13 protein-coding genes are annotated in these 12,281 nt (G+C 63.9%); 7 read left to right on the plus strand and 6 right to left on the minus strand.

The genetic code is table 11. The features are described from left to right. From EOD07_RS07290 to EOD07_RS07300, 3 genes are all read left to right on the plus strand, one after another. On the plus strand, positions 1–396 hold a 396-nt coding region (locus tag EOD07_RS07290), incomplete at its 5' end, for an ATP-binding cassette domain-containing protein (protein ID WP_164772101.1). A 51-nt stretch (positions 397–447) separates the two neighbouring features. After that, on the plus strand, positions 448–1,569 hold the full coding sequence (locus EOD07_RS07295; RefSeq protein ID WP_127234640.1) for a hypothetical protein: 1,122 nt from the start codon (positions 448–450) through the stop codon (positions 1,567–1,569). Positions 1,570–1,690: 121 nt separating this feature from the next. After that, the gene (locus tag EOD07_RS07300; RefSeq protein ID WP_127234642.1) at positions 1,691–2,530 is read left to right on the plus strand and encodes an SDR family oxidoreductase; all 840 of its coding nucleotides are present in this window, start codon (positions 1,691–1,693) and stop codon (positions 2,528–2,530) included. A gap of 38 nt (positions 2,531–2,568) precedes the next feature. On the opposite strand, the gene EOD07_RS07305 is transcribed toward EOD07_RS07300, so the two are convergent. Further along, entirely contained in the window at positions 2,569–3,198 is a 630-nt protein-coding gene (locus EOD07_RS07305) for an MOSC domain-containing protein (RefSeq protein WP_127234644.1), read from the minus strand. Positions 3,199–3,380: 182 nt separating this feature from the next. Here EOD07_RS07305 and EOD07_RS07310 point away from each other — a divergent pair, with 182 nt between their 5' ends. Further along, complete coding sequence (locus EOD07_RS07310) at positions 3,381–3,947, plus strand: isoprenylcysteine carboxylmethyltransferase family protein (RefSeq protein ID WP_127234645.1); 567 nt, start codon at positions 3,381–3,383, stop codon at positions 3,945–3,947. On the opposite strand, the gene EOD07_RS07315 is transcribed toward EOD07_RS07310, so the two are convergent. The 4 genes from EOD07_RS07315 to ettA all read right to left on the minus strand — a co-directional run bounded on the left by EOD07_RS07315 (position 3,944) and on the right by ettA (position 8,315). Then, complete coding sequence (locus EOD07_RS07315) at positions 3,944–5,065, minus strand: beta-ketoacyl-ACP synthase III (protein WP_127234647.1); 1,122 nt, start codon at positions 5,063–5,065, stop codon at positions 3,944–3,946. The genes EOD07_RS07310 and EOD07_RS07315 overlap by 4 nt on opposite strands. Positions 5,066–5,251: 186 nt before the next feature. After that, on the minus strand, positions 5,252–5,587 hold the full coding sequence (locus EOD07_RS07320; RefSeq protein WP_127234649.1) for a hypothetical protein: 336 nt from the start codon (positions 5,585–5,587) through the stop codon (positions 5,252–5,254). A 270-nt stretch (positions 5,588–5,857) separates the two neighbouring features. Continuing rightward, complete coding sequence (gene tam / locus EOD07_RS07325; RefSeq protein ID WP_127234651.1) at positions 5,858–6,625, minus strand: trans-aconitate 2-methyltransferase; 768 nt, start codon at positions 6,623–6,625, stop codon at positions 5,858–5,860. 40 nt (positions 6,626–6,665) lie between these two features. Beyond that, positions 6,666–8,315: an energy-dependent translational throttle protein EttA gene (gene ettA, locus EOD07_RS07330; protein WP_127234653.1), complete on the minus strand. Its 1,650-nt coding sequence runs from the start codon at positions 8,313–8,315 to the stop codon at positions 6,666–6,668. Positions 8,316–8,574: 259 nt separating this feature from the next. On the opposite strand from ettA, the gene EOD07_RS07335 reads away from it, so the two are divergent. After that, positions 8,575–9,852 (plus strand): GGDEF domain-containing protein, encoded by a 1,278-nt coding sequence (locus EOD07_RS07335; RefSeq protein WP_127234655.1) that lies wholly within the window; start codon positions 8,575–8,577, stop codon positions 9,850–9,852. Positions 9,853–9,876: 24 nt separating this feature from the next. Here the strand turns inward: EOD07_RS07335 and EOD07_RS07340 are convergent, their stop codons facing one another. After that, positions 9,877–10,884, minus strand: a complete 1,008-nt coding sequence (locus tag EOD07_RS07340; RefSeq protein WP_127234657.1) for a ribonuclease — start codon at positions 10,882–10,884, stop codon at positions 9,877–9,879. Positions 10,885–11,078: 194 nt separating this feature from the next. On the opposite strand from EOD07_RS07340, the gene EOD07_RS07345 reads away from it, so the two are divergent. Both EOD07_RS07345 and EOD07_RS07350 read left to right on the plus strand, forming a co-directional pair. Continuing rightward, a complete protein-coding gene (locus EOD07_RS07345; RefSeq protein WP_127234659.1) occupies positions 11,079–12,011 on the plus strand; it encodes an alpha/beta hydrolase in 933 nt (310 codons plus the stop codon). A 79-nt stretch (positions 12,012–12,090) separates the two neighbouring features. After that, the coding region (locus tag EOD07_RS07350; protein ID WP_206519432.1) for a CoA transferase at positions 12,091–12,281 on the plus strand (191 nt) is incomplete at its 3' end.

The raw sequence follows: 12,281 nt of genomic DNA on the forward strand, positions 1-12,281 counted from the left end.
GTCGAGCAGGCGATTCAACGCTTCCGTGTCAGGCCGGCGGAGCCTGAGCGGAATGTTGCGACGCTGAGCGGAGGCAACGCCCAAAAAGTGCTGTTGGCCCGGGCAGCGACCGCCGAGCCACGGATACTCGTTCTCGACCAGCCGACCGCCGGCGTCGACGTGGGCGCCAAGGCCGAGCTTCACCAGCAGATTCGATCGTTGGCGGAAGCGGGCGCGGCGGTGCTTCTGATCTCCGACGATCTGGACGAGATCCTGACCCTCTCCGACCTTGTCGCGGTCGTGCAGGCCGGAACGGTAACGGAGATCACGGACAAGCGCGACTTGGACCGGGCGCGTCTCCTCGCGATGATAAGCCGAAGCGCCGAAGCCACCTCGCGGACCACGGCGGTTCACTAACCCCTTCCTTCCTTTGCATTGGACGACAAGATGACAGACCTGAGCGTAGGGGTGAAGATCTACGACAATGACCTGTTCCTGAAATATGGGATGGAGGCCGAGGCGGCCGCCGACTTATTGCGGTCCATGGGCGTAACCTATGTCATTACGCAGAGCCGCTTCCTGCCGATGCAGGATTCGGCTGTGGAGAGCGCGGTTCGTGGCGATGACCGGGCACGCTGGAGCAAGCAGGACGATCTGGCTTTCCGCAAAGCGCTGAAAGACCGCGGCATTGCATATTTCGGATGCCTCAATATCTGCTTCGATCCGGCCTACACACGCCAGCATCCAGACCTGCTGCCAATCGACCAGAACGGCGGCCTGGCCACACAAGAAGACTGGTATGTCGGCATCGCGCCGGACTGCAAGGAGAACCTCGCCCACAAGATCGGCCTGCTGGAGACCGCCGTCCACGAATTGCGGCCGGAGGGCATCCATCTCGGCTTTGTCCGCTGGCCCGGCTTCTGGGAAACCTGGTTGCAGGATACCCAGCGCGCCTCCAAGCCTGACTACAGCTATGCGCCCGACACGCTGCGTCGCTTCCGCGACGATACCGGCGCCGACATTCCGATTGATCGGCCACGAGAGGCGGCTGAACGGATCGCCAGCCATTATCGCGAGGCCTGGCGCGACTGGAAATGCGGCGTCACGGTCTCCGCCATCGGCCGCCTGCACAATGCCGTGCACGCCGTCAGGCCCGGCACCGAGATTGCCATCAACACGCTGCCGTTCTTCCGAGCCGATTTCGACGATGCCGTGACGGAAGTCTTCGGTCAGGATGTCAGCCGGCTGAACGCCGTCGTCGATATTTTCGAGGTGATGGCCTATCACCAGATCCTGCGTCGCGACAGCGCGTGGCCGGCAAAGATCGCCAGGGACATCAAAAAGCGAGGCAAGGCACGAACGATCTGCACCTTGCAAGCAAAGGCGATCTATCTCGATGGCATGCACGCGGGACACGGCCGCGCCGATTATATCAGCGCCGTGGAATTTTCAGACGCCGTGCAGCAGCTCGAGGCAAGCCCGATCGACGGGATCTGTGTCTTTACCCTTTCGCAATTGATCGAGCGGAGCGGGACAGCCGACGGCAAAGCGATGATTGCTCGCCTGCGAAATTTCCGACAGAGGCGTTGACGACTTTCTCTGCCGGGCTGCGGTTCAGACAATTTCTTGGCATGCATCTGGAAAAGTGCCGTTGGCACCGTACATCCGGAACGGAGATTCCTCCGCTTACCATGGGCAAGGATCGCAGATCATGACTGATAAGGTTTGGTTCATCACCGGATCGTCGAAGGGGTTTGGCCGCGTCTGGGCCGAGGCCGCGCTCGCCCGCGGCGATCGCGTCGCCGCCACCGCGCGCGATGCCGGCACCCTCGCCGATCTCGTCGAGAAATATGGCGAGAACGTCGCCGCCATGACGCTCGACGTCACCGACAAGCAGGCGGTCGACGCCGCCGTCGCCGCGGCGCACAAGCGTTTCGGCCGGCTGGACGTCGTCATCAACAATGCCGGCTACGGCCATTTCGGCGCCATCGAGGAAGTCACCGAGCAGGAAGCGCGCGACCAGATCGAGACCAACGTCTTCGGCGCGCTTTGGGTGACGCAAGCCGCGCTGCCCATCATGCGGGCGCAGCGCTCCGGCCACATCATCCAGATATCCTCGATCGGCGGCGTCAACGCCTTTGCCTCGCTCGGCCTCTACCACGCCTCGAAATGGGCGCTGGAAGCCTTCAGCCAGTCGCTCAGCCTGGAAGTGGCGCAGTTCGGTATTCATGTGACCCTTGTCGAGCCGGGCGGTTTCTCAACGGACTGGGCCGGCCCGTCGGCCAAGGTCTCCAAGCCGTTGGATGCCTACGAACCGGTCCGCGCGGCGATGGCCGAGCGCCGCAGCCGCTCGGTCGCCGGCGATCCGCAAGCCACCGGCCCGGCGATGCTGGCGATCGTCGATGCCGCCGAGCCGCCGCTCAGGGTCTTCTTCGGCGATGGCGGCCTGCCGATGATCAGGCAGGAATATGCCAACCGCATCGCCACTTGGGAAAAGTGGGACCATGTCTCGGTGATGGCGCAGGGCGCCAACAAGAACCGCAAAGCCTGATCAAAAGGCACCGGCCAAGCTGCTCCAGCAGCGTGGCCTCATGGCTGATAGATCCACTGCTCCGGCACCCGAATGGAAATCTCCTCGCCGGGCCTGATGACGCCCGGCTTCTCGACCCAGGCGACAAGGCCGCGCAGCCGCTTCGCCTCCTTCGGGAAAAGCAGCGCGGTGGCGTTGAGATCCGCGGCGCCGACATGCTCGGCGATCGACTGTCCGGCAACGCGGCACGGCTTGTTCTGGCCGTCGACCTTGAGCGTCACGCCACCCTTGAAGAACAGGAGCGAACCGGCCGGCAGCATCGAAAGCTGCGGCACGCCTTCGATCACGAGATTGGCGCCGATCCACTCCGGCTTGATCTCCTCGAGCCCCATGCGTTGGGCGACGATGGCAAGCTCGTCCGCCGCGACAACCGACAATTGCCGCTCGTTGCGCATCTCGGTGCCGCGCGGATACCACGGCTCGCGCCCGCCCGAGCGCCGCGTCGTTCCGCCATGGAAGTCACCTGCGATACCGTCGAAGCCAAGCTGCAGTTCCGCGACCGCCCGCGTCTCGAAATGATCGTGCGCAGCGGCATAGAGCGCTGTTGCCTTTGCCGCCAGCTTGCGGCCGGGCACGATGTCGACAGTCGGTTCCGCTACGGGGAAAAGTTCCAGGTTCGTTTCCTGCATGCCGCTGGTCTAAAGGTGCCGAAGAATGCGGTCCAGTCGAAAGCGCTGATGATCCGATCACACCGTTTGATGGCGATCACGATCTTCTTACCGCAAATCCGTTTCGTCCGCCGCAGCAAGCCGCAATGCTGCCGCGCCGGCCGCATAGACGATCGCGCGCGCAATCGGGAGGAAGCTCGATCATGCAGGTTGGACACGCCGTCGCGGCGCTTTGGCTGTTCTGGGTGGTATCCTGGATGCTTGCCGCAGCCTGGGCAGATCCCGCGAAAAAGCGTGCCGACCTGAAGTCGGAGGCACGCTATCGCGTCCTTTGGGTGGCCGGCACCGTGCTGATGTTCGTGCCGGCACACGGCTATGTCGGCAGGTTGCGGCTCTGGACGCCGACGCTCGGCGAGGCCTGGGTCTGCGTTGCGCTGATCGCCATTGGCATCGCCTTCGCCTGGTGGGCGCGCCTGCATCTCGGCCGCTTATGGTCGGCCAACGTCACCGCCAAGGCCGATCATCGCGTGGTCGATACCGGCCCCTATGGCCTGGTGCGCCACCCGATCTATACCGGCCTGCTGCTGTCGGTCCTGGCCACAGCGGCCGTCAAAGGCACGATATGGGGCATCGCGGGCGCCGCGCTGCTGCTCGTCGGCGTCGTCGTCAAGGCGAGGCTGGAAGAGAGCTTCCTTCGCGGCGAGCTCGGCCCGGCCTATGACGAGTATGCCAGGCGCGTGCCGATGCTGGTGCCCTTCGCACCTACTTAGAGCATTCTGAGCAGCGCGCCGCCGATCGAATAGCCGGCGCCGAAGGCGCAGATCAGGCCGAAATCGCCGGCCTTCATGTCGGCATGGTTCTCCGACAGCGCCACGATGGCGCCGGCGCCGGCGGTGTTGCCGAGCCGCTCCAGCACCATCGGCGCGCGGTCGTGATCGACATCGTGGCCGAAGGACAGTTTCAGGATCATCGCATTCATGCGCGCATTGGCCTGATGCAACCAGAACCGGCGGATGCCTTCCGGCGTCAGCCCGTGCTCGGCCAGGAACTCGACGATGAACTTTTGCCCGGCAACGGTGACTTCCTTGAACACCTTGTTGCCGACCTGCTTGATGAGATTGCCTTCCAGGTTGATCATATAGGGATCGTCCTGGCCTGTGCGCGTATGATAGCCGAGATTGGTGCGGATGTTGTTCGACATCTGCGTCCAGGTGCGCGTGTCGAGCACCTCGAAACGGCCCGGGCGCTTCTCGCCTTGCGCCAGTCCCTCGACGACCATCGCGACCGAGGCGTCGCCGAAGATGAAGTGCGTCTGGCGGTCGCGGAAATTGAGATGGCCGGTGATGATTTCGGGCGTCGACACCAGGATGCGCTTGTGCGCCCCTGCCCTCACCAGGTTGACGGCGACATGCAGCGCCGCCGCCGCCGAAGAGCAGCCCAGCCCCATGTCGAAGCCGGCGCCTTTGGTGCCCAGCGCCTCCTGCATCTCGATGGCGATGGCCGGATAGGGCCGCTGATGGTGCGAGGCCGAGCAGATCACCAGATCGATGTCCGACCCGTCGACCCCGGCATGGGCAAGCGCCTTCTTCGCCGAGGCGATGCCGAACTCTGCCTCCAAGGACAGCGCATCGTCCGGCCGCGCCGGTATGCGAGGCGACATGCGGGTCGGGTCGAGGATGCCCTCGCGCTCGATGACATGGCGGGTCTTCACGCCCGAGGCATGCACGATGAAGTCGCTGTCCGATTTCTGCAGGAGCGCCTCGCCGGTGTCGGCGCGGCGCGCATTCTCGGCGTCCACCCAGCTGTTGAAGCTTGCGACCAGCTCTTCATTGGTGATGACGGGTTCAGGGATTTCGGCGCCGATGCCGCTGATGATGACGCGATGCATGTCCAATCCGTCTAGAGCAATCCCAGGAAAAGTGGGAACCGGTTTTCCGTCCGGAATTGCGTTGAACCAAATGGCACGGGCCTTGCGGCTTTGATGTGGGCGCGGAACCGGCCCGGCGCAACACTTGTCGCATTTGGCCGGTTTATGCCAGCTTAAACTCGTGACCCCACAAATCCGTGAGCGCGTCTACCAGGCACAGACTTTGGTGTTGGTCTGCGGATTGTTCCAGCAGGCGCCATCGTCGCGGCTGCGCACGAACTGTCCCGGCAGCGACCGGTTGCGGCTGCCGAACCTGGCATAGCCGAAGGCAAAGCCCGGCTGGTCGATCTCGAGCGTGATGGTGGGGTAGCCGGGCGCCGAGATGCGGAAACTGCCCTCGCCGTCCAGGGCCTTGTAATTGCACGGATAATAACCGTCATCCGTGGTGAAGCAGCGCGCCGGGTTGGCCTCGGCTGCCGTCGAAAGAAAAACCACCGCAGCCATGCACAAGCAGCCTGCGAGCCCGATCTTGCCCAATGTCATTCGCCCCCCCTGCCCTGCGGCCCCCTCCAAGGGATAGCCGACCGTGGTCCAGATGGATGAAATGCGCATGACGGCGCAAACCGGTCAAGCAGCAGGGCGAGTGAGGGTGTTGAGATTCAGGTCAGGCCGGGTCGGAGTCGAAGACGGGCGCGAAGCGACCAAACTGGGTGGTTTCCGAGAAACGGAGCGGAGCGTACTTTTCGCACGTGAGCACTGGAAGCGCAGGAAACCGCCATTTGCAGGCGGGCATCACCTGAATATCAACACACCCTAAGCGCGTTTGGCGACGATGAAGATCCGCGGGAAGCGCAGCAGCACCTTGCCGTTCGCCGTCTTCGGATAGGCCTTGGCGATCTTGGCGGTGTAGCTGTCGAGGAACAGCTTCTTCTCATCCGCTTCGAGCGGATCGAGGAAGGGCTTCAACCCGGTCGACTTGACCCATTCGACGATCGCTTCGGCATCGGCCAGCGGATGGTTGTAGATCGTGTGCCAGATGTCGAGCCGGTCGGCGAGCGGCGACAAAAGATCGTAATAGAAGGACACCGGCGGCAGCGGGGCGCGCGCGGCGCCCTTGAGCTTGGCCGCGAACGGCACTTCCGCCGCTGTCTCGCGCATCAGCTGGTGCGAGGCTTCGCCGAGATTGTCGGGCATCTGGACAGCCAACGCACCGCCCGGCGCCAAAAGTCCCATCAGCCGCTGGAACACCGCCGGATGCTCCGGCAGCCACTGGAAGACGGCATTGGCGAAGATGACGTCGACGGGATGCTCGGGCTGCCATCCGGCGGCATCGGCCAGCTCGAAATTGACGTTGGGCAGCCGCGCCCTCGCCTTCTCGATCATGTCGGGCGAGGTGTCGAAGCCGCTGACCTGAGCATCCGGCCAGCGCTCGACCAGAAGCTCTGTGGAGTTGCCCGGGCCACAGCCGATGTCGACGACGCGGCGCGGAAAATCGACCGGCACCTGCGCCACCAGGTCCCGCGCGGGCCGCGTGCGCTCATCCTCGAACTTCAGATATTGGGCGGCGGACCAGTCAGCCATTCGAGAACCTCGCTCTTCTTCGCCGCCCTTTGGACCGCTCCTACCGCGTCAGCCGCTTGTGCGTCATGCGGTGCGGGGCGGCCGCTTCGGCGCCGAGGCGGCGCAGCTTGTCCTTCTCATATTCCTCGAAATTGCCTTCGAACCATTCGACATGCGCGTCGCCCTCGAAGGCGAGCATGTGGGTGGCCATGCGGTCGAGGAACATGCGGTCGTGGCTGATGATGACCGCGCAGCCGGCATAGGCTTCGAGCGCGTCTTCCAGCGCGCCCAGCGTTTCGGTGTCGAGGTCGTTGGTCGGTTCGTCGAGCAGCAGCACGTTGCCGCCGCCCTTCAGCATCTTGGCCAGATGCACGCGGTTGCGCTGGCCGCCCGACAGGTTGCCGACCTTCTGCTGCTGGTCGCCGCCGCGGAAGTTGAAGGACGAGCAGTAGGCGCGGCTGTTGACCTCGTGCTTGCCGAGCTTGATGACCTCGGCGCCGCCGGAGATCTCTTCCCACACCGTCTTGTTCGGGTCGAGCGCGTCGCGGCTCTGGTCGACATAGCCGAGCCGCACCGTCTCGCCCTTGCGGATCGAGCCGGCATCCGGCGTCTCCTGGCCGGTGATCATCTTGAACAGCGTCGTCTTGCCGGCGCCGTTCGGGCCGATGACGCCGACGATGCCGCCCGGCGGCAGTTTGAACGACAGGTTCTCGATCAGCAGCTCGTCGCCGAAACCCTTGTCGAGCCCTTCGACCTCGATCACCACATTGCCCAGGCGCTCGCTCGACGGGATGACGATCTGCGTGTCGGTCGGCTTGCGGTTCTGCGACTGCTCGACCAGTTCCTCATAGGCCTTGATACGCGCCTTGGACTTGGTCTGGCGCGCCTTGGGCGAGGACTGTATCCATTCGCGCTCGCGCCAGATCGATTTCTGGCGGGCGTCGTCCTCGCGGCCTTCCTGGATCAGGCGCTTGGCCTTGGCGTCGAGATATTTGGTATAGTTGCCCTCGTAAGGAATGCCGCGGCCGCGGTCGAGCTCGAGGATCCAGCCGGTGACGTTGTCGAGGAAGTAGCGGTCGTGGGTGATGATCAGCACCGAGCCCGGATAGTCGCGCAGGTGCTTTTCCAGCCATTGCGTGGTCTCGGCGTCGAGATGGTTGGTCGGTTCGTCGAGCAGCAAGAGGTCGGGCTGCTCGAGCAGCAGCCGGCACAGCGCCACGCGGCGGCGCTCGCCGCCCGACAGGTTGGTCACTTCGGAATCGGGCGGCGGGCACTGCAGCGCGTCCATCGCCATCTCGACCTGCTGCTCCAGGTCCCACAGATTGAGGCGGTCCATCTCGTCCTGGAGCTTGGCCGACTCGTCGGCCGTCTCGTCGGAATAGTTCATCATCAGCTCGTTGTAGCGCTCGATGATGGCCGTCTTCCTGGCGACGCCGTCCATGACGTTCTCGCGCACGGTCTTGTTTGCGTCGAGCTGCGGCTCCTGCGCCAGGTAGCCGACGGTCGCGCCCTCGGCCAGCCACGCCTCGCCCTGGAACTCCTTGTCGAGCCCGGCCATGATGCGCAGGATCGTCGACTTGCCCGAGCCGTTGGGGCCGAGAATGCCGATCTTGGCGTCCGGATAGAAGGACAGGTGAACATTATCGAGCACCTTCTTGGTGCCATAGGCCTTCGACAGGCCGGACATGTGATAGATGAACTGGCGAGCCACGCGCGCTTTCCCTGGAAACTGAAGTGTCAAGGTGGATGGGGGTTGCGCGCTATGTAGGCGATGAAGCGCCGAACGGCAATCGCTTTCGGCACGAGACGGCCAATCCGCGCATTTGCCGGTTTCGCCCCAAAGTCCGTCGACAGCTTTCGTCGCCCCCGCAATCATGCGAAAGAAGCGGTTAACCATTCGCCTTCAAAACGATGCCAGGCTGGGAAATCGCGGCCCTGCCGCGGTTTAGGGAAAGGATCGGATCGACGACGTGCTGAACGGTGCCCTGCTCCTTGCCGAAGCGGTTCTCTATTTCGGCGCCATGGTCACGCTTTTCCGCTTCCGGCGCCGCATCGGGCTTGGCGTGTTCATCTGCGCGCTCGGCGTCATGCATTTTCTCGAAACCTATCTTGCCAGCGTCTTCTATGTCGCGCTGCCGTTCGGGCTGGTGTCGCCGGGCTCCGCCGTGCTCTTCTCCGGCAAGCTGGTGATGATCCTCCTGCTCTACATGAAGGAGGATGCGGCGACCGTCCGCCAGCCGATCTACGGCCTTCTGCTCGGCAACGCCCTGATGATCGGCCTGGTGCTGATCCTGCGCCTGCACGCCGTTTCCCCGCTTCCCGACGGCAGAATGCCCAGCATCGCCTTCATCGACGAGATGGGCTGGCTGATGGTCTGGGGCACCTCGCTGCTCTTCATCGACGCCATCCTGATCATCCTGCTCTACGAGAAGCTCGGCGCCTATCTGCGCGCCAGGCCGTTCATGCGCATCCTCGCATCGGTCGCCTGCGTGCTCACCTTCGACCAAGCCGGCTTCTTCACCGCGCTGCATTTCTTCGCCGGCGCGCCCATCGAGGTCTTCTTCGGCGGCTGGCTCGCCAAGATGGGCGCAGCACTCGCCTATAGCGGCATGCTCGTCGCCTATCTCAAATGGGTCGAGGACAATGATGTCGCGGTGCCGCGCGGCCTCTCCGACATCTTCGACACCCTCACCTATCGCGAGCGCTACGAAGCGCTGATCAAATATGTCGGCCGCGACGGCCTCACCGGCTTGCTTCATCGCGGCAGCTTCGATGCCGACGGCGAGTCCGCCGTGTCGGCCGCCATCAGGATGGGCAAGCCGCTTAGCCTGCTCATCGTCGACGTCGACCATTTCAAGTCGATCAACGATCGCTTCGGCCACGCCGAGGGCGACAAAGTGCTGAAATCGATGGCTGTGCTGCTGGCCGAGACGGCCGGCGGCAACGATCAGGTGTTCCGCATCGGCGGCGAGGAATTCGCCGTGCTGACGCAACAGTCGCACGCGCCCGCCAGGCTGCTCGGCGAGACCATCAGGAACGCCGTCAAGACCTCGGCGCACACCGGCCGTTTCAACATCACCGTGAGCGCCGGCGTCTCCACCGTCAGCGAAACGACGCGCTGCCTCGCCGACATCTTCGCGCTCGCCGACCAGCGCCTCTACAAGGCCAAGCTGAGCGGCCGCGACCGCGTTGTCGGCGAGCCCGGCAGCGAGGCGATCATCTTGCAGGCCGCCCCAAGATCTGCCTGACTTCGGCCTGACCGAAACTGCCGCTTACTGGAAGCCGATCGCGTCGACCGTGCCCTTCGGGCAACCGGCCTTGGCTGTCGGCGCCGACGCCATCAGGAGATCGGCGAGCTTGCTGTCGGCGTTGATCGGACCAGACAGGCCGAGCGTGATCTCACCGATCAAACGCCTGCCGCTCGACGGGTCGACCAGACAGGACACGCGCACGCGGTCGCCCGCGCCGGCGCCGAAGGCTTCGTTGAAAGCGCCGCGGATCTGGTCCGAGGTCAATTGCTTGCCGATGTTCTTGTTGAAGAGATCGCGCACCGCGGAGGCGTTCACCGCGCGCATCAGATTGAGCGCGTCTGAAAAATACTCCTGCTGGTTCTTGCCGTAGCAGGTGCCATGCTTGATCCATTCGTGGCGCTCGAGCTTGGAAGCCGTGCCAGGCATCACCTTGTCAAGCTCGGCGCGCGTGTTGGTGTCGAGATCGACCGGCGGCAGGTCTCCCCAATGCGCCGGATTGTCATTGGCCTTGTCGCTCGCCGACACCTGGCAATAGAAATTGCCGTTTGGCTGCGGCCACAGCCCATGCAGGGTGAAGTGCGAAGCATCGAACTCGCTGGGGCTCTGGGCCTTGCATTCGGGCTTGCTGGCCTTGGTCTCGCAGAAAGCCGGCTGCCAGCTCAGCGCGAAAACATATTCAGGTTTTCCGGAGGCTGACGACGGCTTGGTCTGGCCGGACGGCGCTGGCGTGGCGGAAGCGCTGCCGCCGGTGACATGGCCGCAGCTGATCTTCACCCAGCGCCGCTCCGGATCGGCTCCGGGCACCTGGATCAGATAATGGGTGGGCTCGTCCTTGTTCCCGGCAAGAAGGTCGTAGCTCTTCCCGGCTTCGGTCGAGATGTTGCCTGGATTCTTGCCGCTCCTGATGGCCTGCGTCGCCGGACACGCGCTATCGGACACGAAAGTGCCGCTCATCTTCACGTCGGCATGCGCCACTCCGGCACCGGCCACAGTCAGCGCCATCGAACCCCACAATGCCCAAACCCGCATCCCGCTCTCCCGGCGATCATTGAACCGTATTGGATTCCTCACACTAGAACAGCCGACGTGTCAGAATTGCGATCTTTTTCACCGCCCGAAAGAAACAATCCCCAGCTGAGCGCTTTCATCGGCGTATCCGCATGCGCGCTTGTCCACTTGACGCCGGCAAAGCCGTCGCCCAACAGTCTCCGGGGGAGCGAGACATGCCATTCGACAAGCAAACCAGCCTGGCCTCATCGACCGGGGCCGAGCTCAACCTTTATGTGAGAGAAGCCGCCGGAAATCCGCGCGCCGTGGTCCAGATCAACCACGGCCTGGCCGAGCACGCGGCGCGCTATGCGCGCTTTGCCGATTTCCTCAACCAAAGAGGTTTCCACGTCTATGCCCATGACCATCGCGGCCATGGCGCAACAAAGGCGCCCGACGCGCCGCTCGGCAAGTTCGCGGATACCGACGGCATCGCCAAGGTGATCGCCGATGTCGATGCCGTTCACGACCTGATCGCGACCGAGCATCCGGGCTTGCCGGTGATCGTTTTTGGACACTCGCTGGGCGCGTCCGTCGCGCTCAACTTCGTGCTGCGCCACTCCGGGCGTGTCCATGCCGCCGCGATCTGGAACGGTAATTTCTCGCAAGGCCTGCTCGGCCAGCTGGCGCTTGGCATTCTAGGCTGGGAGCGGATGCGGCTCGGCTCCGACGTGCCCTCGCGCCTTCTGCCCAAGCTCACCTTCCAGGCCTGGGGCAAGGCTGTGCCCAACCACCGGACCCTGTTCGACTGGCTGTCGCGCGACCCCGTCGAGGTCGACAAATATGTCGCCGATCCGCTCTGCGGCTGGGACGCCTCCATCTCGATGTGGCGCGATGTCGTCAATATGGCGCAGCACGCCGGTAGGGATTCCAGCTTCGCCGGCGTCCGGCGCGACCTCTTCGTCAATCTTGTCGGCGGCGAGAAGGACCCCGCGTCGGACTACGGCAAGGCCGTCCATCACCTGGCGAAGCGCATGCGGGCAATGGGCTTTTCGAATCTGGTTTCAAAGGTTTACCCGGAAACGCGGCACGAAAGCCTGAACGAGGTCAATCGAGACGTCGTCATGGACGATTTCGCCGCCTGGGCCGACGGCGTGCTGAAATCCTGACGCGGTGGCCTATCGCATGGGTCGTGACACGGCGGGTGCGTGTTGATAGAGGCTGCGCTTTGTTTAACCACGGTGATCCATGGCCGAACCTCCGCTGAAAGGCATCCGAGTTATCGAACTCGCCCGCATCCTGGCCGGTCCCTGGGCCGGGCAGTTGCTTGCCGATCTCGGCGCCGATGTCATCAAGGTCGAGAGCCCGGATGGCGGCGACGATACCCGCAAATGGGGTCCGCCCTTCGTCATGAGCCATGACGGCGAGAACCTCTCGGC

This window comes from Mesorhizobium sp. M2C.T.Ca.TU.002.02.1.1, from assembly GCF_003997225.1.

What these genes read in the sequence shown, in the direction of transcription:
- EOD07_RS07300 (WP_127234642.1), top strand. Translation starts at nt 1,691, where the DNA reads ATGACTGATAAGGTTTGGTTCATCACCGGATCGTCGAAGGGGTTTGGC.
- EOD07_RS07305 (WP_127234644.1), bottom strand. Translation starts at nt 3,198, where the DNA reads ATGCAGGAAACGAACCTGGAACTTTTCCCCGTAGCGGAACCGACTGTC.
- EOD07_RS07310 (WP_127234645.1), top strand. Translation starts at nt 3,381, where the DNA reads ATGCAGGTTGGACACGCCGTCGCGGCGCTTTGGCTGTTCTGGGTGGTA.
- EOD07_RS07315 (WP_127234647.1), bottom strand. Translation starts at nt 5,065, where the DNA reads ATGCATCGCGTCATCATCAGCGGCATCGGCGCCGAAATCCCTGAACCC.
- EOD07_RS07320 (WP_127234649.1), bottom strand. Translation starts at nt 5,587, where the DNA reads ATGACATTGGGCAAGATCGGGCTCGCAGGCTGCTTGTGCATGGCTGCG.
- tam (WP_127234651.1), bottom strand. Translation starts at nt 6,625, where the DNA reads ATGGCTGACTGGTCCGCCGCCCAATATCTGAAGTTCGAGGATGAGCGC.
- EOD07_RS07340 (WP_127234657.1), bottom strand. Translation starts at nt 10,884, where the DNA reads ATGCGGGTTTGGGCATTGTGGGGTTCGATGGCGCTGACTGTGGCCGGT.
- EOD07_RS07345 (WP_127234659.1), top strand. Translation starts at nt 11,079, where the DNA reads ATGCCATTCGACAAGCAAACCAGCCTGGCCTCATCGACCGGGGCCGAG.